At 40.6% G+C, this 24,988-nt stretch carries 22 protein-coding genes; 15 read left to right on the plus strand and 7 right to left on the minus strand.

The window, feature by feature from the left end; translation table 11 throughout:
* Window positions 1-343: 343 nt before the first annotated feature.
* From FTT85_RS18735 to FTT85_RS11105, 3 genes are all read right to left on the minus strand, one after another.
* Window positions 344-472 carry a KGW motif small protein gene (locus FTT85_RS18735; RefSeq protein ID WP_257223017.1) on the minus strand — a complete coding sequence of 43 codons (129 nt, stop codon included), beginning with the start codon at window positions 470-472 and terminating at the stop codon, window positions 344-346.
* Between the two features lie 326 nt (window positions 473-798).
* Window positions 799-4,635: a phosphoribosylformylglycinamidine synthase gene (gene purL, locus FTT85_RS11100; protein ID WP_180183556.1), complete on the minus strand. Its 3,837-nt coding sequence runs from the start codon at window positions 4,633-4,635 to the stop codon at window positions 799-801.
* A gap of 388 nt (window positions 4,636-5,023) precedes the next feature.
* Window positions 5,024-6,058 carry a M20/M25/M40 family metallo-hydrolase gene (locus tag FTT85_RS11105; protein WP_373886887.1) on the minus strand — a complete coding sequence of 345 codons (1,035 nt, stop codon included), beginning with the start codon at window positions 6,056-6,058 and terminating at the stop codon, window positions 5,024-5,026.
* 212 nt (window positions 6,059-6,270) lie between these two features.
* Here FTT85_RS11105 and FTT85_RS11110 point away from each other — a divergent pair, with 212 nt between their 5' ends.
* From FTT85_RS11110 to pal, 10 genes are all read left to right on the plus strand, one after another.
* Complete coding sequence (locus tag FTT85_RS11110; protein ID WP_180129311.1) at window positions 6,271-7,611, plus strand: deoxyguanosinetriphosphate triphosphohydrolase; 1,341 nt, start codon at window positions 6,271-6,273, stop codon at window positions 7,609-7,611.
* A 110-nt stretch (window positions 7,612-7,721) separates the two neighbouring features.
* Window positions 7,722-8,324 carry a Holliday junction branch migration protein RuvA gene (gene ruvA / locus FTT85_RS11115; protein WP_180183557.1) on the plus strand — a complete coding sequence of 201 codons (603 nt, stop codon included), beginning with the start codon at window positions 7,722-7,724 and terminating at the stop codon, window positions 8,322-8,324.
* 244 nt (window positions 8,325-8,568) lie between these two features.
* Window positions 8,569-9,576 carry a Holliday junction branch migration DNA helicase RuvB gene (ruvB, locus tag FTT85_RS11120; protein WP_168378058.1) on the plus strand — a complete coding sequence of 336 codons (1,008 nt, stop codon included), beginning with the start codon at window positions 8,569-8,571 and terminating at the stop codon, window positions 9,574-9,576.
* 97 nt (window positions 9,577-9,673) lie between these two features.
* Window positions 9,674-10,321 carry a hypothetical protein gene (locus FTT85_RS11125; RefSeq protein ID WP_180183558.1) on the plus strand — a complete coding sequence of 216 codons (648 nt, stop codon included), beginning with the start codon at window positions 9,674-9,676 and terminating at the stop codon, window positions 10,319-10,321.
* Window positions 10,322-10,537: 216 nt separating this feature from the next.
* Window positions 10,538-10,945 (plus strand): tol-pal system-associated acyl-CoA thioesterase, encoded by a 408-nt coding sequence (gene ybgC / locus FTT85_RS11130; RefSeq protein WP_078190367.1) that lies wholly within the window; start codon window positions 10,538-10,540, stop codon window positions 10,943-10,945.
* 27 nt (window positions 10,946-10,972) lie between these two features.
* Window positions 10,973-11,671, plus strand: coding sequence for a protein TolQ (gene tolQ, locus FTT85_RS11135; protein WP_078192037.1), 699 nt, complete (start codon window positions 10,973-10,975; stop codon window positions 11,669-11,671).
* The gene (gene tolR / locus FTT85_RS11140) at window positions 11,671-12,120 is read left to right on the plus strand and encodes a protein TolR (RefSeq protein ID WP_180102935.1); all 450 of its coding nucleotides are present in this window, start codon (window positions 11,671-11,673) and stop codon (window positions 12,118-12,120) included. Before tolQ ends, tolR begins: the two co-directional genes overlap by 1 nt.
* A 3-nt stretch (window positions 12,121-12,123) precedes the next feature.
* Entirely contained in the window at window positions 12,124-13,524 is a 1,401-nt protein-coding gene (gene tolA, locus FTT85_RS11145; RefSeq protein ID WP_180102934.1) for a cell envelope integrity protein TolA, read from the plus strand.
* 444 nt (window positions 13,525-13,968) lie between these two features.
* Window positions 13,969-15,252 carry a Tol-Pal system beta propeller repeat protein TolB gene (tolB, locus tag FTT85_RS11150; RefSeq protein WP_171319182.1) on the plus strand — a complete coding sequence of 428 codons (1,284 nt, stop codon included), beginning with the start codon at window positions 13,969-13,971 and terminating at the stop codon, window positions 15,250-15,252.
* Window positions 15,253-15,320: 68 nt separating this feature from the next.
* Window positions 15,321-15,890, plus strand: coding sequence for a peptidoglycan-associated lipoprotein Pal (gene pal, locus FTT85_RS11155; protein WP_168378062.1), 570 nt, complete (start codon window positions 15,321-15,323; stop codon window positions 15,888-15,890).
* Between the two features lie 253 nt (window positions 15,891-16,143).
* On the opposite strand, the gene FTT85_RS11160 is transcribed toward pal, so the two are convergent.
* On the minus strand, window positions 16,144-16,341 hold the full coding sequence (locus FTT85_RS11160) for an NF038105 family protein (protein WP_078190373.1): 198 nt from the start codon (window positions 16,339-16,341) through the stop codon (window positions 16,144-16,146).
* A 184-nt stretch (window positions 16,342-16,525) separates the two neighbouring features.
* Here FTT85_RS11160 and FTT85_RS11165 point away from each other — a divergent pair, with 184 nt between their 5' ends.
* The 5 genes from FTT85_RS11165 (at window position 16,526) to FTT85_RS11185 (ending at window position 19,815) form a co-directional block, all read left to right on the plus strand.
* A complete protein-coding gene (locus FTT85_RS11165) occupies window positions 16,526-17,500 on the plus strand; it encodes a class 1 fructose-bisphosphatase (protein WP_078192041.1) in 975 nt (324 codons plus the stop codon).
* A gap of 52 nt (window positions 17,501-17,552) precedes the next feature.
* Window positions 17,553-18,329 carry an RNA methyltransferase gene (locus FTT85_RS11170; protein WP_078192042.1) on the plus strand — a complete coding sequence of 259 codons (777 nt, stop codon included), beginning with the start codon at window positions 17,553-17,555 and terminating at the stop codon, window positions 18,327-18,329.
* 160 nt (window positions 18,330-18,489) lie between these two features.
* A complete protein-coding gene (locus tag FTT85_RS11175) occupies window positions 18,490-19,104 on the plus strand; it encodes an RNA polymerase sigma factor (RefSeq protein WP_111883945.1) in 615 nt (204 codons plus the stop codon).
* Window positions 19,101-19,421: a hypothetical protein gene (locus FTT85_RS11180; RefSeq protein WP_078190377.1), complete on the plus strand. Its 321-nt coding sequence runs from the start codon at window positions 19,101-19,103 to the stop codon at window positions 19,419-19,421. Before FTT85_RS11175 ends, FTT85_RS11180 begins: the two co-directional genes overlap by 4 nt.
* Entirely contained in the window at window positions 19,411-19,815 is a 405-nt protein-coding gene (locus FTT85_RS11185) for a DUF3106 domain-containing protein (protein WP_180183559.1), read from the plus strand. Before FTT85_RS11180 ends, FTT85_RS11185 begins: the two co-directional genes overlap by 11 nt.
* Before the next feature lie 86 nt (window positions 19,816-19,901).
* Here the strand turns inward: FTT85_RS11185 and FTT85_RS11190 are convergent, their stop codons facing one another.
* The 3 genes from FTT85_RS11190 to hda form a co-directional block, all read right to left on the minus strand.
* On the minus strand, window positions 19,902-22,316 hold the full coding sequence (locus FTT85_RS11190) for a CSLREA domain-containing protein (RefSeq protein WP_180183560.1): 2,415 nt from the start codon (window positions 22,314-22,316) through the stop codon (window positions 19,902-19,904).
* A 24-nt stretch (window positions 22,317-22,340) separates the two neighbouring features.
* Entirely contained in the window at window positions 22,341-24,152 is a 1,812-nt protein-coding gene (gene rbtA, locus FTT85_RS11195; protein ID WP_180183561.1) for a rhombotarget A, read from the minus strand.
* Window positions 24,153-24,270: 118 nt separating this feature from the next.
* On the minus strand, window positions 24,271-24,975 hold the full coding sequence (gene hda / locus FTT85_RS11200; protein ID WP_078190380.1) for a DnaA regulatory inactivator Hda: 705 nt from the start codon (window positions 24,973-24,975) through the stop codon (window positions 24,271-24,273).
* Window positions 24,976-24,988 lie beyond the last annotated feature (13 nt).

The raw sequence follows: 24,988 nt of genomic DNA on the forward strand, positions 1-24,988 counted from the left end.
TGTATATAGAAATCGTCGTAAACGATTAAACCTGCGGTTTAATTTACTTGCTGGCATATACAATTTAGATTGGGTGAAAGATAAACAATTAAATTGATTGAAAAATGATTTATGAAGGAAGTCTATTGATAACAGTTATATTAATTTTCGGATGCTTCGTTTTTAAAATAGGAAAGCACCCACTTAACAATGTTGACGGAAACATAAAGCCTAAAAGTAAAAATATTTTTATATCTTTTAATAATACAAATTGTTTAAAGCTCATTATTAATTTTTGCAGTTTTTTAATTATGCATTAGTTTACATAAAAAACCGCCTCACGGCGGTTTCTATATTTCAAATATTACATCTGCAACGCATAACCCAAAACTAAAAACACCAACTGCAAACACACCACTGCACCAAAAAGCTTCCAGCCCTTTTTACGCAGCGCAGATTTATCCACTGCCGAATATTCTGCTGTTTTAATCATGTCATCACCTCATCATGAGTGTTGATACTGAACTCGTTTAGTTATCCATCTTTCTTTTATCTTGCTGTCTTTTATCTTGCTTAGTTATTGTGCATAAATTACACACTAGCATGTTTCCACAAATATAAAAGCAAAATCTAAACCAAGTTCAGTGGGAGAAATAAAAATTTAAAACCAACAAAAAACCACCCGCAGGTGGTTAAAAATCGAAAGCGATTATATGTGTAAAAACAAGCATTCACAATAATTAATATATCTTTTGGTAAATTTTAACCATAAAAAAGCCACCCGAAGGCAGCTCTTTTCTATTATTCATCTATCTAAGATTAACCAATAAATTTACGTGCATTACGGAACATACGTAACCAAGCACCGTCTTGATCCCAATCTTCTGGTTTCCAAGAATGCTGAATCGCACGGAAGTTACGTTCAGGGTGCGGCATCATAATCGTTGCACGACCGTCTTTAGATGTTACACCTGAAATTGCTTCTGGCGAACCATTCGGGTTCATTGGGTAATGCTGCGTTGGGTTGCCTTGGCTGTCTACATAACGCAAGATCACTTGATCGCCAGCATTCAATGCTGCAATGTTTTCCGCGCTAGCAACTACACGGCCTTCACCATGTGCAACAGCGATTGGAAGAATCGAACCTTCCATACCTTCTAACAATACAGAGTTTGATTTTTCAACGCGTACGTTTACAGCACGTGCTTCAAACATCTCAGATGTATTGCGGTGGAAACGAGGCCAAGCTTCTGCACCCGGAATTAATGGTGCAAGCTGAGACAACATTTGACAGCCGTTACAAATACCTAGAGAGAAAGTTTCATCACGGTTGAAGAATTTCTCAAATTGGTCACGAAGTTTAGGATTGAACAATACAGATTTAGCCCAACCGCCGCCTGCGCCCAATACGTCACCGTAAGAGAAACCGCCACATGCGACTAAACCTTCAAAGTCATCAAGACTGATACGGCCAGCAAGCAAGTCGCTCATGTGTACGTCTACAGTGTTGAAGCCAACTTTATCAAATGCAGCAGCCATTTCTACATGACCATTGACACCTTGTTCACGCAGAATCACCATGTTTGGACGGCGTTCATTGATGTACGGTGCTTCGATTGGCTCGTTCAAATCAAATGTTGGTTTTGCAATTAAACCTGCATGTGATTTGTCCGCGATTAATGCATATTCTTGATCCGCAGTTTCTACGTTGTCACGCAGACGTTGGATTTGATGAGACACTTCAGTCCATGCTTGCTGTAATTCAGCACGGTCTAAGCTCAAACCATTTACAATTAAAGTATCTGTATCATTTACAGTACCTACTACTGCAATTGCATCTTCAATTGATGATGCAGCGACTTCAGTTTCTAATGCAGCCCAATCCGCTTTGCTGATTTGAAGCACTGCACCAATTTCTTCTGCAAACAAGCTTGCAGTAGATTGATCTTCAAGTGCTACACCTAGGCGTGAAGCAAACATCATTTCTGCAACAGTTGCCAGCAGACCGCCATCACCGATGTCATGGTAAGCCTTGATTAGACCGCGGCTGTTCCAGTCTTGAACCAATGCAAAGAATGCTTTGAAGTCATCGAAGCTGTCTACATCAGGTGTTACAGAACCAATTGCTTTATAAACCTGAGCAAGGATCGAACCGCCTAGACGGAACTGACCTTTAGACAAATCAATACGTACCAGTACAGACTCGATATTTTTAAGTTCAGGTGTAAGTGTTTTGCGAACATCAGTCACAGGTGCAAATGCAGTGATCACGCCTGTCATAGGAGATGTTACAGATTTATCAACACCGTCATCATTCCAAGTTGTACGCATAGACAATGAGTCTTTACCTACAGGAATTGCGATACCTAGTGCAGGACACATTTCCATACCAATGGCTTTAACGCCTTCGAATAGCGCTTGGTCTTCACCCGGTTGACCTGCTGCAGCCATCCAGTTTGCAGACAATTTAATGTCACTGATCTGGTCGATTTTTGCAGACATGATGTTTGAAATTGATTCTGCTACAGATAAACGTGCAGAAGCAGCAGGATTCAACAACGCAACTGGTGGACGCTCACCCATTGCCATCGCTTCACCTGTATAACCAACAAGGCTAGTCGTTGTTACTGCAGCATCCGCTACAGGCACTTGCCACTTACCGACGAACTGATCACGTGCAACCATACCTGTAATCGAACGGTCACCAATGGTGATGAGGAACGATTTAGATGCAACAGTTGGATTCTTAAGAACGCGGTAAATCGCATCTTTCAAATCTGTTACTGTTTCAGCAGTGAAGTCATCGCCTTTACGTTCAATGGTTTCGTATGAACGGCTCATGCGTGGTGTACCGCCAAGCATCACTTGCATTGGCATATCCACAGCTTTGTTTTCAAACAATGGATCTTCAACGGTTAAATGGCGCGCTTCAGTCGCTTCACCCAATACCGCAAACGGACAACGCTCACGTGCACACAGTAATTCAAATAATTCTAATGAGCTTGGGCGGATGGCCAATACATAACGTTCTTGCGCTTCATTCGACCAAATCTCCATTGGAGACATGCCTTTTTCAAGCGATGGAATTTTACGCAGATCAAGTACCGCACCTAACTCGTGATCGTTCACAAGTTCAGGCATTGCGTTTGAGATACCGCCCGCGCCTACGTCATGTACAGACACGATTGGGTTATGATCTTCCATGCGCCAGCACGCATCAATCACTTCTTGGCAACGGCGTTCCATTTCTGGGTTTTCACGTTGTACAGAAGCGAAATCTAGGTTTTCACCCAACTTACCGCTGTCTACAGAAGACGCTGCACCGCCGCCTAAACCAATCAGCATTGCAGGACCACCTAGTACGATCAGTAAATCGCCTGGTTGAATCGCATCTTTTTCTACATGATCAGGACGGATGTTACCGTAACCACCGGCAATCATAATTGGCTTATGGAAGCCTTTTACATCACCATTTACATTTTGTTCAAATGTACGGAAGTAACCGTTTAACGCAGGACGGCCGAATTCGTTGTTAAACGCTGCACCGCCCAATGGGCCTTCAATCATAATTTGAAGTGGAGATGCCATACGAGATGGTTTGCCGTAGTTCTCTTCCCAAGGCTGTTCAAAGCCCGGAATGTTCAAGTTAGAAACAGTGAAACCTGTTAAACCTGCTTTTGGCTTACCGCCACGGCCTGTTGCGCCTTCATCACGGATTTCACCGCCTGAACCTGTCGCAGCGCCTGCAAATGGCGCAATCGCTGTTGGATGGTTGTGGGTTTCCACTTTCATCAGGATGTGCGCGGCTTGGCTCTTGTATTTATAAACGTGATGACCGGTTTCTTCGTCTTTTTTCGGATAAAAACGCTGTGTGTCAAAACCAACTATTACAGAAGCGTTGTCTTTATATGCCGACAATACATCTGTAGGTGATTCTTTATAGGTGTTTTTAATCATTTGGAACAATGACAATGGTTGAACTTCACCATCAATTGTCCATTCAGAACCAAAGATTTTATGACGGCAATGCTCTGAGTTCGCTTGGGCAAACATCATCAATTCGATGTCATGCGGGTTGCGACCCATTTTTGTGAAAGCATCGGTTAAATAATCGATTTCTTCATCAGAAAGCGCAAAACCAAATTCAGAGTTAGCTTTCACCAACGCTTCTTTACCTTGACCCAAAATATCAATTGAGTTTAAAGGCTTTGGTTCAGTTTCAGAGAAAAGTGCCGCAGCATCTTCAATAGCATTGAAAACGCTTTCTGTCATGCGATCATGTAATGCTAGTTTTACTTCATCAGAAACAGCATTTACACCCTTCAAAGTAAATAAAACACCGCGTTCAAGGCGATGAACCGGTGTATTACAGTTGGCAAAAATGTCTGTTGCCTTAGACGACCACGGAGAGATGGTTCCAACACGTGGCGTCACTAAAATTTGGACTTCGTCACTTGCTGCTTGGTGCAATTCAAAAGATTGACCATCGTTGAGAAGCTGTAAAGCGGATTGCTGTTGTTGCTCGTTGAGCGCTTGGTCAAAAAGGTAAACCCATTGACTTTCAATTGATTGAACAGAACTAATTGACGTTAAACGTGATAATAGTTGAGTTTTCTTAAATGAAGAATGTGCAGGTGCACCGGCAACGATAAACATGCTGATTTTGGCTCCACGGGATGATCGAAAAGACCATGCCACAATGTGACTTGAGAGAGCGCATATTCTACTGTGTATTAGTTAAATCAGCTAGATGTGAAAGTGAAATTGTAGTGCTTATATCGGGAAGTTTAGGCAATAATACTTTTATTTTTAAATAATAAAATTGAATTTAGTCGCACAGATTAACACAAAATTATCTGATTTTTTCATTTCATCCTAAGAATAATATTCAAACTAGAAAAATGTTTTATTTTTCAACAACAACTCACTTTTTAATCAAGCTTTAAAACCATATTTGAAAATGAATTTCAGGTCTAAATGTGTGAGATTTAAACCTGAAATTTATAAAAGACTAAAATCAATTCACATTTGAAATTGAAACATTTTATTTATTCAAATCTGACAATAGATGTTGAATTACATTAAGGACTAAGTTCAGTGAGTTTACATCTACACCATCAATCGTATCGCAAGCCTTGTGGTAGCACGGTGCAAATTCGAGTTCATCACCTTTCATTTGCTCATTAAATAAAATTAGTGAAGTAACGGGAACTTTCCCTAAAAATGGCAAAGTATCGCTTGCTGTTAAAGTCGTTACATCATCTTTAATCTGCATATTATTGGTTTTAAAATATTGACGCATACTTTGTTCTAATGCAGCATCCTGCGGGTGCTTAGGTAATTGGCTCATGCTGTCTAAAATTGGCTGATAATCACTTTGTGCAAGTCCATTGGCTTTAAACTGTGCCGCCATTTCTCCAATTGATGAATGGTCTCCATCGGCAATCATGATATTCGGATTCTTTGTTCCCACCATATCAACATTGATATAGGCTTGAATGCCTTGAAGCTGTTTCTCACTGAGTGATTTCACAAAAACTTGTGAACCTGCAATACCAACCTCTTCCGAATCCCAAAAAGCAAGATATAGTGTGTGTTTAGGTTTTACCTTTTGCTTCGCATAGTCTTGTAATAATGCTAACAATACTGCAACGCCTGAAGCATTATCATTAATCCCAGGCCCCATTTTCACCGAATCATAGTGTGCGCCGACAATCACAGCGGTATCTTTGGATTGCCCTTCAATCTCAATCACAATATTTTGCCCAACGGTCTTTTCTCGATTTTCAAATGGCAACATTTGCGCGTGCAAGCCTGCTTTCTTGGCTTGTTCAAGAATATATTGTGCAGAAGCCAATCCACCTGCTGTACCTACTGCACGATTGCCACCATTTTGTTCCGCAATTTCTTCAAATGTTTGTAAATGATGCATCATGCTATTTTCTGATGCAGCAACATTTTGGTTTGGATGCACTTTCGTTATATTTTTTTCTGTATTGAAACTTGTACAGCCTGACAAAAAAAATGTCACGCCCAAACTTAGTGCAGTCAATGTAGGAAGAAATTGTTTTCTATACATTTAAATTATTCTCATTGAAAATTAAAAAATGGGATAAAAGGTAAAATTTGCCCATCTATACTAACAGCCCTTTTTTAAATTTCTGTTTTGTTTTGCATTTCATTAAGGCAAATCACTCATACATCTTTTAAGACAAGTTGTGTCGCCCCACACTAGTGCTTTTCTGCTAAGTTTGGCATTATTCAATTCAAGTAATAATTGAATAATGATAAATGACTCAAATGCGTTGGCTTGAACTTCTTTCTACAGTTCGTATTGGTAGCAATAAACACAGTTCTGAACAGGCACGTAGCCCCTTCCACAAAGACTACGACCGCATTATTTTTTCGCAAAGCTTTCGACAATTAAACCGCAAGACCCAAGTCCATCCCCTCACCCAACATGATGGCATTCATACTCGCCTGACGCACTCTTTAGAAGTGTCTTGTATTGGACGTTCATTGGGGATGTTGGCAGCGGAAAAAATTAAAGATGAACTCCCGATGTGGATTTCACCTGCCGATGTTGGTGCGATTATTCAAGCCGCTTGTTTAGCACATGATATTGGCAACCCGCCTTTTGGCCATGCAGGCGAATATGCCATTCGAGAATGGTTTGATGATGCATCACATACCAACTTTTTACAGGACTTAAGCCCTGAAGAAGAAGCCGATGTGCGTCAGTTTGAAGGTAATGCACAAGGCTTACGTTTACTGACTAAAATTGACTATCACCCGAATGATGGTGGTATGCGTTTAACCTATGCAACTTTAGGTGCATATTTAAAATACCCGTGGCTTTCAAAAACCATTGCATCGCAAGGCAATAAACCTGCGAGTCAACGTGCAAAGTTTGGTTGTTATCAAGCAGAAAAAGAAATCTTGCAGCAAATTGCAGAACAATTGGGTTTAATTCAACTGGGCGAATATCACTATTGCCGTCATCCATTGACCTATTTGCTTGAAGCCGCAGATGACATTTGTTATGCCTTAATTGATCTTGAAGATGGCATTATCCTCAACATGTTGAACTATAAGGAAGTTGAGCCAATTTTCCTTGATTTGGTCGGTGACTATGGCATACCTGCCGAATTAGCGATGACCGATACCACTTGGCAGCAGAAAATTGCCGCTTTGCGTGGCCGTGTGATGAAGCGTTTGGTTGAAGAAGTAACGACAGCTTTTGCACGTCATCATAATGAAATTTTGTCTGGCCAACTTAAAGGCAGTTTATTGCAATATTGCAGTGAAGATATTGAAATCGGGATTAACCGTGCTAAAGAACTGGCTCGTGATAAAATCTTTGAACATCCGCATAAGGCAGGTTTGGAAATCATTGCACACCAAAGTTTGCAAAATATTTTGGATGCCTTTATTCCACTGACCACGCCCAATAAAACTTTGAGCTTTAAAGAGCAACGATTGATGTCTATTTTACATCGTTCAGGAGCACATTTTGGTATGTCGCATTATGACAATATTATGCAAGTACTCGATATCATCTCTAAGTTTTCAGACCATCAGGCTTATAACCTTGCACAAGAACTTCAAGGCAATAAAGTTGGTTTCTTTTAAAGCTGAAAAAATGTGAAGGCTAGTAATTCGCTGGCCTTCAAGCTAATCTCACAACAAATTGAAATTGAGCAAATAGCTCAGACTAAACTGAAATAAAGTGAATAAATGACATGATCGGATGTTTAATTGGCGAAGTGCTGGCATTGGAAGCACCAACAGTATTACTCAATGTAAATGGTGTGGGCTATGAGATTGACACCCCACTTTCTACATTTTGCCAACTACAAAAAGGTCAAAAAATTACCCTGTGGACACATCTGGCTGTTCGTGAAGATGCACAACTGCTTTATGGTTTTAGTAACCCACAAGAAAAATTAATTTTCCGTACTTTACTTAAAGTAAATGGTGTTGGGCCAAAAATGGCACTGGGCATTTTATCAACATTAAGTGTTGAAATGCTGATTCACACGGTTGAACATGAAGATGTAAACACTTTAGTCAAAGTTCCGGGTGTAGGCAAAAAGACCGCTGAACGCCTCATGATTGAGTTACGTGATCGCTTTAAAGCCATGGCTTCAGGCACTGCACCAACGAATTCAACTGTTGAACAAATTCAATTTACGGGCAACTCTGCCGTAGCCGAAGCTGAAGCGGCCTTACAGTCTTTAGGTTATAAACCTGCTGAAGCACAAAAACTGATTAATGCCGTCAAAGCTGATTATACTGAAGCCAGCGACATTATCCGTGCTGCATTAAAGTCGATGAATAAATAATTTTAGTTTCTAATGAGCACTGTATCCTTTGCCTTTTAGAGCTATAGACAGTATGTGAATCACGCAGGCGACAAGGATGTCGCCGTTAAACTGTGCTACAAGGACGTAGCATCAGTTTAACAAATGGGTTTTGTCACTTTTGCCCAGTCAAAAGTGAGAATCGCCTATACAATGGCATTTAAAGTTCAATCGCTTTTTGAGGCTGTGATTCTTCCACAACGATATAGAGATTAGTTAAATAATTATGCAAGACCGTCTTATCAGTGGTTCAGAAAAACCCGAAGACCACTTCGACCGTGCCATTCGCCCAACATCCCTTGATGACTACATCGGGCAGCCTGTCGTCCGTGAACAAATGGAAATCTTTATCGGTGCTGCACGTGGCCGTGAAGAAGCACTTGATCACACCTTAATTTTTGGCCCACCGGGTTTAGGTAAAACCACACTGGCCAATATTATTGCCCGTGAAATGGGCGGCAACTTAAAATCAACATCAGGCCCCGTCCTTGAACGTGCAGGTGACTTAGCTGCAATGCTAACCAACCTCGAAGAAGGTGATGTTTTATTTATTGATGAGATCCATCGTCTTTCACCGGTCATCGAGGAAATTCTCTATCCAGCGATGGAGGATTACCAACTCGACATCATGATTGGTGAAGGCCCTGCTGCCCGTTCGATCAAACTGGATTTACCACCCTTCACTCTTGTTGCAGCGACGACTCGTGCAGGCCTACTGACCTCTCCTTTACGTGACCGTTTCGGTATCGTACAACGTTTAGAGTTCTATTCTGTCAAAGACTTAACGCATATTGTGACTCGTTCTGCCAACTTGATGGATGTGCCCATGACCGCCGAAGGTGCTCAAGAAGTTGCACGCCGTGCACGTGGTACGCCACGTATTGCCAACCGTTTATTACGCCGGGTCCGTGATTATGCGCAAGTCAAAGGCACAGGTGAAGTAACCCAAGAGATGGCTCAACGTGCTTTGGACATGCTAAATGTCGATAAAGATGGTTTAGATACGCTAGACCGCCGTTATTTATCAATGCTACTAGAGCGTTTTGATGGTGGCCCTGCAGGTGTAGAAGCTCTAGCTGCTGCTATGGCAGAAGACTCAGGGACGCTAGAAGATGTAATCGAGCCCTACCTCATTCAGCAAGGCTATGTCATGCGTACTGCGCGTGGACGTATTGCCACCAATATGGCTTATTTACAGTTTGGTATGACACCACCAGAGCCGAAAGATAAATAGACGATTATTCACTGAACGACTTCGGGGAGTTAAATTCTCCCTGAATGTTTATTTAAATTTTTAAATAAATTCAATCCACTACAAACAGCAAACTAAAATGATAAATCTTGAGAATAGAATAATTAACAAAATTAATAGCGAATACATTCAAAACCTTCCATTAGACAGTGCCATTGAAAACATTCCCAGAGAACAACCCATCAGTTCATTTAGCCCTAAACAAATGAGTGATTTTGAAAGCTTATTCCACACCGAATACAATTATTTTATCACTGTCGAATGTGAAAACATTCTTAGCAAAGAAACCATAGAAGTAAGTGAAGATAATATCTTAACTATTAAACAATCGCCTTCTGCATATCGTATAAAAAACCTGAGCTTCAACTATACTTCTGCCCTCATTTTTATTGGGACGTACTATCACGACGACGTACAAGCTTTGGTCAAGGAAAACTTTAAGCCAGCAAAAATTAATACATTTTATTTCAGCCTCTCATTCTTTGCTTTAGTCATACTCGTTTATGTGTTTTTCTGGATAGATCTAGCTAATAAACTTTTACTTATGTTAGTTATTGGCCTTGGCTTTTGCTGCTTAACGTATATGTATGAATCTTTAAAGGCATTACTCCCAAAGCAACAGAATAAGAAAATGGAAGAAACTCACTTTCATATTGCGGGATATTTAGCAGCTCATCTACAGGATTTTGTCGATGCAAAATTTAAATTAGATGAACAAACAAATTAAAAGTAGTCTCTTTTTTAACCAATAAGGACAACTACGAAAGTTAAAGATTTACGTGAGTTGAAACCTTGTGCCATTGGACTGATGACTCACGGTGCTAAACTGCCCGTCATTGAAGCACTTGACGAGTCATTGAATTATCGCCATTTTTAAATGCTCTAATTCTTTGCTGAAGTGCAGACCAATATTTTTCAGATTTTATAAAGACGGAACACTCTCATGGCGAATAAATTCGAATTCAACATTCGTGTATATATTGAAGATACAGATGCAGGTGGCATTGTTTACCATGCAAATCATATTCGCTTTATGGAACGTACCCGCACAGAATGGCTACGCGCTTCAGGTGTAGACCATTATTGGCATCAAAAAGATTATAACTTTGTCGTTCATAAAATTAATGTGAAATATTCACGCCCTATATTAATGGATGACCTGATTACTGTTACAGCAAGTGTAGTTTCGTGTAAGGCTACGTCATTTGTGTTGCAACAAAATATTTATCGTGGTGATATTATGCTGGCATCAGGTGAGGTAGAATTGGCATGTATCAGTGCAGAGATGAAACCCCGTCGCCTTCCTGATGAAATACGTGAACTGATTCTGAAAGAATTGGAACAAGATTAAAAAAATTATTTGGCACATGTAGTAACTATGGCAACTCAACTAGAATCAACACTCAAAGTTTCAGACCTCATCTTACAAGCAAGTCCTGTCGTACAACTGGTAATGCTCCTGCTGCTCTTAGCTTCGTTATTCAGTTGGTATCTGATTGCCAAGTTACACATGAGTTATAAAAAAGCGCAGGCTGACGATGAACATTTCCAAAAAATATTTTGGTCTGGCGCCGAACTCAATACTTTATACAACAATGCTCAGCTCAACTCGAAACGTGTTGGCCTTGAAGATGTTTTCTATCAAGGTTTAGGCGAGTTTTTCAAACTTAAAAAACGTAATGCCAGCGCAGAACAATCAATTGAAGGTACAGAACGTATTCTTCGTGTGGGTTTAAGCCGTGACCAAGGACATTTAGAAAATGGTTTAGGCGCGCTTGCGAGTATTGGCTCGGTTGCACCCTATGTCGGTTTATTCGGTACCGTTTGGGGCATTATGAACGCCTTTATTGGTTTAGCAGATGTTGACCAAGTCACCCTTGCTACGGTTGCTCCTGGTATTGCAGAGGCATTGATTGCAACGGCCATTGGTCTTTTTGCGGCAATTCCTGCTGTACTAGCATTTAACCATTTTACAGCCAAAGGTGAAGCCGTTTATAACGATCGTGCTCTTTTTGCCGAAGAAATGGTTGCGTTATTACAACGCCAGTCTGTAGGTTCAACTCAGGACAATGACTAATGGCTATTCAACGTTCTGGACGCTTTGAGCGCATCAAAAAACCATTAAAAAGTGACATGAACGTCGTACCATATATTGATGTCATGTTAGTTCTATTGGTGATTTTCATGGTCACTGCACCTATGATCACCACAGGTGTCAAAGTCGACTTACCACAGGCGAATGGCACGCCTATGCAAGCGGAAGATCGCCCTGCGATTGTTACACTTGAGGCGGATGGTACGATCAAACTCGAAGATAAAAATCATCAAAATGATGTACTCACACTCGATGAACTAAAATCTGTTTTAACCGTTTCACAAAATGAAGCGAACGAACAGAAAAAGCAAATGAGTGTCCTAATTAACGGCAGTGAATCTCGTCCTTATGGTGAAGTCATGAAACTCATGTCTGCCCTTCAAGATGCAGGTTTAACACAAGTAGGTTTACTGACTGAGCCATTAAAATAATTTATGAAAGATTTCAACAAGCCGCCTTTTAAACAAAAAGCCGTTGCGATTGGTTTCACACTAGGTGTGCATATCGTCGCTGTGGTTGGCTTACTTTATCTTGGCATGAGTAAACCACCTGAGCCCCCTAAAAAAATAACCACTGTTTTGGTAAAACCGGAAGATTTAAAACCTGTAACACGTGAAGTCACTGAGTTTGATGAAACCGCGCATGAAAATGTAGCTGAACAAATCACGCAAACAGCAGAACCTAGCGTTGAACCAGCACCCGAGATTCCAACGGCTGCACCACCTAAGCCAGCAGAACCACCTAAGGCAGATCCACAGATTGCTGCTCAACAGGCACTCACTGCGGCAAAAGCACAACAACTTGCTGAACAAAAAGCTGCGGACAATGCAAAGCGTGCTCAAGAACAAGCTAAAGCGGCTGAAGCTGCAAAACTAAAAGCACAACAAGAAGCCCAAGCGGATGCGGCCAAGGCAAAAGCAAACGCAGATGCTACGGCGAAAGCCAATGCTGAAGCAGCAAAACGTAAAGCAGATGCTGATGCCAAAGCCAAGGCTGAAAAAATCCGTGCCGATGCTTTAAGAAAAGCAGAAGCTGACAAAGCCAAAGCTGCAGCAACGGCAAAAGCCAATGCAGATGCAAAAGCCAAGGCCAATGCGGATGCTGCAAAACGTAAAGCAGATGCTGATGCGAAAGCCAAGGCCAATGCAGAAGCTGCAAAACGTAAAGCAGATGTTGATGCAAAAGCTAAGGCCAATGCAGAAGCTGCAAAACGTAAAGCAGACGCCGATGCAAAAGCTAAAGCCAATGCGGAAGCTGCAAAACGTAAAGCAGATGCTGATGCCAAAGCTAAGGCCAATGCGGAAGCTGCAAAACGTAAAGCAGATGCTGATGCGAAAGCCAAGGCCAATGCAGAAGCTGCAAAACGTAAAGCAGATGCTGATGCGAAAGCCAAGGCCAATGCAGAAGCTGCAAAACGTAAAGCAGATGCCGATGCAAAAGCCAAGGCAGATGCAAAGGCTAAAGCCGATGCCGAAGCACGCGAACGTGCAGCCGAAGAAGCCAAAGCTTCATCAGCTAAAAAAGCAGCTGAAGAAGCCGCACAGAAAAAGGCTGAAGCGAAGAAGATTGCATCTACTGCAAAGAAAGATTTTGAAAATAAAATCCGTCGTGCATGGGACACACCTTCTGACTCTGCGGGTAAATCGGCAACTGCTCGGGTGACATTATCAGAAAGTGGTTCAGTCCGATCAGTTATTGTGAACTCTAGTGACCCTGATATGAAAGCCAGTATTGAAGCCGCGGTTCGTGCTGCAGCACCGTACCCAATGCCAAGCGACCCTGATGCTAGACGTGAAGCACAAAGCTTTACCTCTACATTTAGATCTTCAAATTAAGTTTGATAAATCCCTGCATTGATTGCGGGGATTTTTTTATATTTCTTCTGAATATGGCAAACTTTGGAAAATTTATTGATTAGATGGGTTCATTCACTGATTTTTTGAATGAAACAAATTCTATTTGGTCGACACTTTTCATAAAATGACATATATATAAGTTTTACTAACTCAGCCTAATCAAGAGCTACTTATTTCTTCTAAACATTTGATTCAAAAATTAAATTTCAACTATATAGAATTATCATTTCCAATTCAAAATGTGATGTTGTCTGCACCAATTTTAAGATAAACTTCAGTGAACTCGAATAAAATCTCTGCATTTTTCACAGTGTTATAACAGTTCAGTCATATTTTCATGCTTTTAATAATCCAAAATCATGCCATTATGTGACACAACCAAATACAGACAATAACTCACATTTTTAGAGTAATTAGCGAATGATGGAAATGACGCGTAAACATCTTCTTTGCTTAGCCGTATTCACTGCTTTGAGCCCAGTTTTAGTGACTCAAACGCATGCGCAGCTTCACCTCGAAATCACTAAAGCTCCTGAAGAAGCACCTAAAATTGCGATCGTGCCTTTTAGTAATGACTCAAATATTTATCCAGTGGTTGAAAATGACTTGAACCGCTCAGGTAAATTTACCAGTGCCTCTAAAAACTTACCTGCAACTGCAACAATAAATTCACCTAATGCAGAAGCATGGAAAGCTGCGGGCGTACCCTATGTCGTGACAGGTACATCAAAAACAACGGCTGATGGCTCTTATGAAATTCACTACCAACTGTATGATGTTGAAAAAAAACAATACCTGTTAAATGAACTACTCACTGTACCTGCTTCACGTTACCGTCAAGCAGCGCATATGATCAGTGATGCGATCTATCAAGCTTTAACTGGCATTCCAGGTGACTTCAGCGGCCGTATTGCCTATGTATTGCGTAATGCAGCAACACCAGATCAGCGCTATACCCTACAAATTGCAGATACAGATGGTGAACAACCCCGTACGATTTTGACTTCACGAGATCCAATCCTTTCCCCTGCGTGGACGCCTGATGCGAAAAAGCTAGCCTATGTTTCTTTTGAAACCAAGCGCCCTGCAATTTACATCCAAGACTTAGCAAGTGGTAACCGTGAAAAAGTAGCAAGTTTCCGTGGTCTAAATGGTGCACCAAGCTTCTCACCTGATGGTAAATCGATGTTGTTTACCGCTTCAATGCATGGCAATCCTGAAATCTATCAAATGGATTTACAGACTCGCCAATTAAAACGCATGACCAATGACACAGCGATTGATACAGAAGCACGTTATGCCCCTGACGGTAAATCATTTATTTTTACCTCTGACCGTGGTGGCTCTCCACAAATTTATACCTACAACTTAAGTGCTGAAAGTGTAAAACGTTTAACTTTCCGTGGCGCTTTCAATGCACGTGGTACGTTAAGTGCGGACGGTAAAAAATTAGCTTTGGTACATCGTCCTAGCGGTAGTAACTATAAAGTTGCGGTTCAAGACATTGGTTCTGGTGTAACCAATATTTTAACGCCAACTAGTTTAGATGAATCCCCAAGCTTCTCACCAAATGGTCAAATGGTCGTGTATGCAACACGTGAAGCAAACCGTGGTTTGCTCTCGATCATGTCTTTAGATGGTCGTTTCCGCATGAACTTACCAAGTGAACAAGGTGAAGTTCGTGAGCCAGCTTGGGCACCGAAATAAACACTGCATGATTTATTCAACAATAACTTTTTAATGAAACATCATAAATAACCGTCATGGAGATCAATATGAAAGCAATGAAACTGATTGCGCTACCTGTTTTAGCTACAGCATTAGTAATGACTGGTTGTGCCAGCCGTAAACCTGCAGCAGATGTACAAGCAGGACAAAACCCAAATGGCTCAACCACTGTAAACACTTCAGGCTTAAGTGAAGATGCAGCACTCAATGCACAAAACCTTGCAGGTGCATCATCGAAAGGTGTAACTGAAGCGAATAAAGCATTTTTAGCGAAGCGCGTAGTACACTTTGACTACGACAGTACCGAGCTTAGCAATGAAGACTTACAAACCCTTCAAGCTCATGCTCAGTTCCTTGTTGCTAATGCAAACTCACGCGTAGCTTTAACAGGTCACACCGATGAACGTGGTACTCGTGAATACAACATGGCACTTGGTGAACGTCGTGCCAAAGCTGTTGAAAGCTTCCTGATTACAACAGGTGTAAGCCCTAACCAGCTTGAAGCAGTCAGCTATGGTAAAGAAATGCCAATCAATGCGGGTCATGATGAAAATGCATGGAAAGAAAACCGCCGCGTAGAAATTAACTACGAAGCTGTTCCTCCGCTACTTAAATAAGACTTGAAAAAGTCTGAGCTAAAAAAAAGCACTCATTAATGAGTGCTTTTTTGATTTAACCCGTATCATTTAATTTATATCGTTTCATTTGCAACGTTCTGTCCTTAACTCATTTTAGCCCTTTAACTCAGGATAAATTCAGTTAGCGGCTTTAGAACTTTAAGAAAATACCAATTAAAAATACAAATAAACGACTTTTAAAACGAGATCCTTAGCTTTACCAACTAGAAAATTAGCTTAATAATCCAAATCATTATGCTTCTGCTTCTGGATGTTCAGCATTTTCTTTTTCTGTTTGCATCGACTCAATGAGATCATGTTTATTGAACTTTTTATACTCTGCTTTTGCTTCGTAACTGCTCCAAGCAGCTTTTACGGTATCCGCAGAAATATCGTCTAAATTCAATCCCTCAGTTGCAGTCGGAGTCGCATCAAATTTTTGTGTGGTCATTGTTGTGCTCCCTGTCTTTCGATTTATACATTAGATTCAACATAGCATGTTATTCAGGACTTGCAAGGGTAAAATCACGACAAATAGTCTAGTTTAATTTTTCTTTTCCATCGTTCTCATCTAAAATGTTGCACAATCACATTTTTATCATTTTTGATAAATTAATATTTGGAGTTTTCCGGTTATGTCAAATCTCACCCTTTCCCAATTTCTACAACAACAAAGTGGTAATCTTACTCCTGCATTAGCACAAGTTATTGAAACAATTGGTAATACATGCAAAGACATCGACCTTCTTTTACAAAAAGGTGCTTTGGCTGGTGTATTGGGTAGCGCGCAACACGAAAACGTTCAAGGTGAAGAACAAAAGAAACTTGATGTCATTTCAAATGATTACCTCATCGATGCATTAAAAGTTCATCCACATGTTGGTGGTTTGGCTTCTGAAGAATTAGATGAATTCACGCCAGCTCAAGAAAATGGCGATTATCTTGTCTTATTTGACCCATTAGATGGTTCAAGCAACATCGATATCAACATGTGTGTCGGCACAATTTTCTCAATTCTTCCTGCAAAAAATGCGGTAACGCAAGCTGAAGATTTCATGCAAGCGGGTGTTAACCAAGCGGCTGCAGGTTATGTACTGTATGGCCCATCAACAATGATGGCTCTAACTGTCGGTGCTGGCGTAGTATTCTTTACTTTTGATCCAGAAAGCAAAGAATTCTTATTAACTAAAGATGCGATTGCGGTTGCAGCAGACACTAAAGAATATGCAATTAATGCATCGAACCAACGTCACTGGGAAGAACCTGTAAAACGTTATATCGACGAACTTCTTGCAGGTAAAACTGGCCCGCGTGAAAAAGACTTCAATATGCGTTGGGTCGCATGCATGGTGGGTGATATTCATCGTATTCTTTGCCGTAGCGGTATCTTCATGTATCCATACGACTTCAAAGATCCGAAAAAAGCAGGCCGTCTACGTTTAATGTACGAAGCAAACCCAATGAGTATGTTGATGGAACAAGCTGGCGGTGCTTCTACAACAGGCCGTGTCCGCATTCTAGACATCCAACCAACAGAACTTCATCAACGTGTTCCTGTGATTATTGGTTCTAAAAACGAAGTTGACCTAGTTACTTCATACCATAATTAATTTCTAATAACGAAAGTCAGTATTTTTGCTGACTTTCGTGGATATCTCCCTCATGGCTCTGATTTATCTCGAATCAAAAGACAACCCGAAAATTAAGCACCTCCGTGGCTTAATCGAACAAAATGCCTACCGTAAAAAACAAGGTCAAACTGTTTTGGAAGGCACACACTTGGTGTTGTCATGGTTAGACTCAAAACGTCCAATCAAATCGATTTTCACCACTGAACAAGCAATTAATCATGCCGACTTCGACCGCATTGCGGAACAATATCAAGGTGCGGTGTTCATTCTAAGTGAATCTTTATACAAAGATATCAGTACACTTGGAACATCTATTGCTTGCTTAGCGATTGTGGATTTACCAAGTTCAAGTGAAGCGCTTAACTTCAGTGAAGACACCTTAATTTTAGACAACATTCAAGACCCTGGTAATGTAGGTACCCTACTCCGTTCTGCTGCCGCAGCGGGTATTGAGCAAGTCGTTTGTACCAAAGGCTCTGCATCACTCTGGTCACCGCGTGTATTACGCGCAGGTATGGGCGCACATTTTTCATTAAATACCTTTGAAAATATTGCCCTTGAAGATATTTTGACGAAATTCAAAATTCCAGTGTATGCAACAAGCTCACATCAGTCTGAAAACCTATATAGCAAAAATTTGCGCAAACAATGTGTGTGGATTTTAGGCAATGAAGGTCAAGGTGTTTCTGAGTATGCATTACAACATGCAGAAGCCGTAGCGATTCCTCAACCGGGTGGTCAAGAATCACTAAACGTAGCCATTGCTGGCTCGATCTGTTTTTTTGAAATGGTACGTCAGCGTCAGTAAAATCGTTATTTTATTGTATTTAGCGCTTAAGCCTGAAAAAAATAGACTACACTAGAAAAAATAATAATTCTTTTTGTCAACCTAACCGTTATTTCCATCGTTATTTGTATATGAATATGGAAATAATGGTGGGTATCCGATGACAGGATTTTCCATCTCTATGGATTTAGCACCCAAAAAGTCCGAGACGCAAGACAGCAGTGTTTTAAAAAGCACGGCTGAGTCTCGCCTGAAAAACTTCATGAATGAAGTGACGGGGCGTGCTTTAGTAATGATGGAAAGTGCAACGCACGGTCAACATGGCATTGCCATGGACTTGGTGCAAGAAGCCTTTATTTCCTTACATAAAGCTTATGCTGAAAAGTCCACAGAGGAATGGTATCCCCTGTTTTACACCATTTTAAATAACAAGCTGCAAGACTGGCGTCGAAAAGAAGCACGTCGTTCGCAGCCGTTTTCCTTATTTAGAAAAGTCAGCCTAGATGACGACGATGTCGAAATACAGGATGTTGTAGATGAATCTACACCAAACCCTTTCGACTTTCTGGATCAGGCTGTCACTGCAGAGGAAATACAAGATGCTATCGCAGAACTTCCAGTCCGCCAGCAACAAGCATTTATGTTGCGAGCTTGGGAAGGTTTTGATACGCATACAACTGCAGAAATTATGAATTGTTCCGAAGGCAGTGTGAAAACACATTACCACCGTGCCATTCAAGGTTTACGTACCGCTTTGGCACATTTGAATCCACATATGGGAGGATCATCCGAATGAAACAAGATGATTTCTTAAAGCAAGTAACTTCCAAACTTGATGGACTCGCACAGCACCATAAAGACAAAGCAACTGTCATGAATAACGTGCTTGAAGATATTCATCAGCGCGAAACTTCTCGTTATGGTTTCTGGAAAATGTCTGGCTTTGCACTTGCAGCAGCAATTGCAGGTTTTGTCATTTTACCGAATGCGACTGTACTGGATGACAAACCACAAAATCAGGTGATTTCAACCCCTAAGCTCTCCCCTCAAATGGTGGAAGATCTTGAAATGTTGATGGTTCTGGGTGAGGACAAAGTTCCACATGGCAGCTAAAAAATTAGCAATTGCATTCTGTGCTTTTAGTTTTTTGCAAACCAGTTTTGCTGGCTTTGATCGCTTTTGGATTTTTTCAAAAGATGCAGATACTCAAGTTAATGAAACTTGGGATTCGCTATCTGAAGCAGAACAACAGACTTTAATTAAAAAGTATCAGGCACTCAAAGAGATTCCTGCAGATCAACGTGTCAGCTTGCAACAGCGCATGGATTGGTTCACCCAACTTCCGGACAGTGAAAAGCAGCGTATGCGCGAAACATGGCAAAAAATGAGTACTTTAGAACGTAAAGAACTCGCGACACGTATGCAAAAAGCTAGTCCTGATGAACGACCTGCTATTCGCGATGAGTATATCAATAAATATTTACAGCCTATCGCTGTCGTTCACTAATTAAAAACAACAGTATGTTGTGAAAATCAAATCCATTACATTAGCTAAGCCATAAAAAAGCCTCTTATCGAGGCTTTTTTATTGTCTTACTTGCTCAACCGACGCTGACGATACACACCTAAACCAATCAATGCCAGCAATCCAAATACTCCCATAGAGCCACCGCCGCTAGAAGAAGAGTTGGTGTTTTTCGCGGTATTCTTAAGGGTCAGAATTGCATTACTTGAGGCAATACCATCACTATCAATAACGCTATATTCAACAGGATAGTCGAACTGACTGAAGCCATTTTTTACTGAGAAGGTAATTTTTCCACCGTAACAAGTTTCCTTTAAATAACTTACCGGACAACTGCCACTATACTCAGCTTCAAAGTTCAAACCTGCAGGGATTTTCGTAAAACGAATTGGAATAATTTGGCCTTCTTCATTTTTATGCCATACCGATTTACCCGCTGGCATAGATGCAACTGGACCATCACCATCATCATTAGCATTTTCTAATAAATTATTGACGGTAACAGACAAATTATTTGACGGACTAATCGTATATTGGGCAGCTTTGGCCACTGGGGTCATATTTTTAAATGCCACACGTACTACACCAGAGGATTCCGCCTGACTCCCTGTCTTTTGTTTTAGCGTATATTTACAAAAACCGTATTCGGTAGGTGCTGTTGTTGCCCCACTGGTGCGATATATAACGATTTGTTTTATTCCAGCATCCCAATCACAGTGCAGGTCATGTGGTGGATTACCCACAATACTTGCTTCGCCTGTACTAGACACCGTAATTTCACTACCAATGCCGATTGGTGAAGTCGTCACGGTATAGTTGTCAGCATTTAAGGTAATTTGTCGTGTTTCAGCACTACCATTCACAGACTCTTCTTGAGGTAATGATGCTGGGAATGGATCAAAATAAACCGCACGATATTTAAGGTTATTTTTTAATGCACTTAATACCGCTTCGTACTTTGTTAAATCATCCTGATTGGCAACTTTATATTCTGCATAATCTGGATCGTCGATATCCTTTTTCAATGCATCAATTGTATTTTGATACTTATCTTGTAGAGCTGTTAAAGACTCATTGGTAATCTCTGCCATATCTGCTGCGGTTAAATTCATTAACTCAACCGAACCAATCTCACATGTGTTTCTTTGCGTAGGTGATAACTGTAAAGTACCATCTGTGATCCGCAAAATGCCCCGTTGATCCGCATCACTACAACCTTCTAAGCCAAGATTGATCAAGTCAAAACCGCTGCCGATTGCTTTCGGGTAATACAAAGGTAAATACAAGTTATAAGCAGATTTTGTTTGTAGGGCGCTTAATAAAGTCCCCATAGCATAGCTACTTACATCATGGTTTTGCAGAAAGCTTTCCGTACTATTCAGTACACTTTCGGGTAAATCACACTGTGCGGCTGCCAGTTCAAAAGCGTTATTACTTGCAACAAATTTTTGACTATTATCAGGTACAGCATTATTCAGATAGCGACAAGATTTTCCACCAGTATTGTAGGCCAATACATTGAAATACCAAGCCTTTGTACCATTGTTATCATAATAATACGTACTAGCCGCATTATTTTCGACTATTGTATTACTGGTTAAAACGAAGCTAGAGAAAGCACTTAAACGTTCCGTTCCCTGAGAAATGGCACGGATAATACTACCCGTACTTGGATTTGCTTGGTTTTTTGCAATCGTATTTGCTGTCAGTTCAACCTTGGCATTTCCACAGAAGTCCATCACACTATTGCTCGTCGATGAACCATTTTGAATAATACTGCTTTGCTGGAACACAATTTCAGGCTGGGTATCCCCTAAGTTCCCGATACAGTCCATAGCGACAACACTACCTTTAGGTGCGATGTTCCCCTGAACTAAGCTGCTCACCAATAATGTTTTTTTCGACATATTATGCGCAACGGAGTAGATTGCACCGCCAGCAACTTTGGCTTGAGAGTTTTCTATCGCACCATTATTTAAGGTAAATGCTCCCCCTAAATACAAGGCACCACCTCGGTCTTCTGCCATACCGCCAGTAAGGCGAACATTATTGACGATAAAGTTGGCTTCTGAGCGTGAAGTATTAAAAATACGCGATTTGCCTTGGGCATTAATCGTCGTTCTAATATCCTCATAGGCAGGAAATTTCTGCGTCAGTAAATTTTTTGAATCATAGTTAAAGCGACTTTTCCCCTCAATCACGATCTGATTGAGCGGAACTAACTCACCTTTGGTCAGAAGATATTCACCTGCTTCAAGTTGAATATAATCGGTCTGCCCATTATTTGGATTGCCGACATTACATCCACCAAAAGATTTGTTTTTACGCGCAGTTTCAATTGCTTCACGTAAAGAACATTGATTGAGATTTTCTCCATTTTCATCATCAAAGGTCGTAACTTTGATGATGTTACTTGTCGCTGCCATAGATGACATAGCCGCAAGGACCATGACCGCCAGCAATCCTTTTTTATAATTTTTCATGTGCTGTCCTTAATTCTATCCAGACTATTTTTTAAAGCGACGAAATCCAACTAAGCCAAGCAGCGCAAAAATACTCGCCCAGCCTAGAGCACCACCCGATGTTTTAACAGTCTTACTTTCCATTTCATTGTTTGGTTCTTGGAAAATACGCACTACTGCAGCTAAATAATTTTTTGCCGAAGTATTAAAACGGGTTGAAGACGTCACCACACGCAATTCAAAAATATCTGCGCCATGCCAATTTCCATTTGGCGTGTATTCAAAATCACCATTCAAATTCAGTGTAAATTTACCTTTAGATTCGGTGCTTTGTACAATTATTGGGCAACCATCTTGCCATGGCTCACCCGTTGGATTTGCCATACCCATCACTTTTGTACATTCTTCTTTTGGAATTAAATCACTGTCACCTAATGCATCTAAAATATTAAACTTGGCCACTTCACCTGTACGAATGTCTTTACCTAATCGAGGCATGCTCACAGGAACCACAATTTCGATGGCACCACGATCACACCAAACATCATCCAAATTACGATTTTTTCCACGCTGATCAGAAGACTCACAATACACATGATGCTCATTGCCATCTGCTGTGGTCTTGCCCTTATTTAATATCGGGCTTGAGAAAATCGTTTCGTAATCTAATAAAATACGAGGACGTAAATAACCAATAAATGCGTTATTTGCTGTGGTAAATGGACAGAAAAGTGCATTACGATCTTCTGTTAAGGTTTTACAGCTACCTTCATCTTCACCCGCGATTAAACTTGTCCCAGACCACACATCATTTAAATTTGCAGCAGGTCCAACAGGACAACTCGCAGCCACTAAGTTGTTATAAAAAACAGATTGGTCTGTTCCTGAGTTCACGACTTTACAATCTTGAGCGGTACCACTGAGCGCATTACCAATCACCACACTATTGGCTAAATAAGCATGCTCAGAGGTACTATTTAGTTCGATACCACCACTGTTCTTCAGTACTGTAATATTATTGAGTGCTAAACCATCACGTAAGTTGACAGCAAAACCTTTGTTTTTGAAAAAGGTACTATTGGCAATGATATTTTGAGGGTTACTGAACACCAACTTGCTGATGTCTGCGAGCCCATTTTGATTGTAAACAATCGCTCGAGCAGAAGTGCTTTCATTATTTTTAAATAAAGATGTATAGATTTCATAAGCAGGTGCTTCTGAGTAAATTGCGCCACCATCTACCGCTTTGTTGTTTTGAAAAATCGTGGTTCGTATATATAGACGGCTGGCTACAGCTGCGCCATCTTCTGAAAATCCAACATTGTAGATTGCACCACCAAGTCGTGCATAGCCATCTTCAAACTTTACATTTTCAAGTGTGAGTTTTTCATTATTAAAAATGATGCCGCCCTTATCAGCGCATTGATCTTGCTTACATCCATTAAATGAAATTTCTTTAAAATTGATCGCAATTAGTTCTTTTTCGCCGTCATTAATATTAAAAATTTGATCCTTACCGGTCATTTCAATGACGGCATTATTGAGACCGAGTACGACATCTTCATTGACGTTAGTGTCATACACCGTTTTCAGGTTCAATTCCGCTTTAATATCAATTTTTTTAGTGAGTTTATAAACTTCATTTTTTTTCAGAGAAATTGAGGCATAGGCGTCTTTACCCCCGCAACCATTATATCCGGCTTCTGGCATACCATTATTGATATATTCTATGGCTTCACGAAGTGAACATTCCTTGTCATCCTTTACAACATCTTCAGTAGTTGTAACGATAATTTCTGCGCTAAATGCATGACCTGCCATGAGAAGCATGCCAATGCCTATGCTCTGTTTGAGCATATCCATCTCCTTAAATATTTTTTATCTTTTTATTCTTAAGTTGCACAATCCTTGCAACATTAAAATATTTTTATGTACTTTGTCACAGCTTGAGTAATTACTCAAGAATTTTTATTGCTTACCGATATTCATCAATTAGGGCAAAAATCTGTCTTAAATTGGCATGACTCAATTTGACTTTTTCACCTTTTAACATCTGAATAAGTTGTTCTAAAGAGCGAAGTAAAATAGACGCCTGATGCGGCCCATGTGCCAACAAATAATCCACAATTTGTTGATCCATATGGATGCCACGTCGCGCTAAAACAGAGTTAACGAGCGCTTGACGGTCTGCGTATAAGCTACCATTCGGCACTTTCACACTAACAGCCTGAGTTAATCGAGACTGTAGGTCTGGCAGTTCAAGTTTGAGTTCAATTGGTGCCAGTCGAGATGAAAAGACCAATTGACCACCTTCTTCGTTATTATAGTTAATCAGGTGAAAAACGGCTTTTTGCCAATGTGGAACTCCACTGATGGCTTCAATATCATCTAAAGCCACCAAGTCATAGCGATCTAGCGAAGTAATCGCTTCAGTGGGCGCATCGAGCAATTCAAGCAATGAAACTTGAATTGCTGATTTGCCAATTTCTAAATATGAATCACATATTGCAGACAGTAAATGGCTTTTTCCTGTGCCAGCTCCGCCATAGATATAGAAACGATTCATTAATCCTGCATGTAATTGACGTACACCATCGATTACATGTCCCCAACTCGGCCCAGAAAAATCACTAATTCGGGCATCGAGCTGAGGTTCTATATCTAACTGCAATTGACGCATATCTATATTTTGG

Origin of the sequence: Acinetobacter sp. YH01020 (genome assembly GCF_013420275.1) — a bacterium.
Taxonomy (GTDB): Bacteria; Pseudomonadota; Gammaproteobacteria; order Pseudomonadales; family Moraxellaceae; genus Acinetobacter; species Acinetobacter amyesii.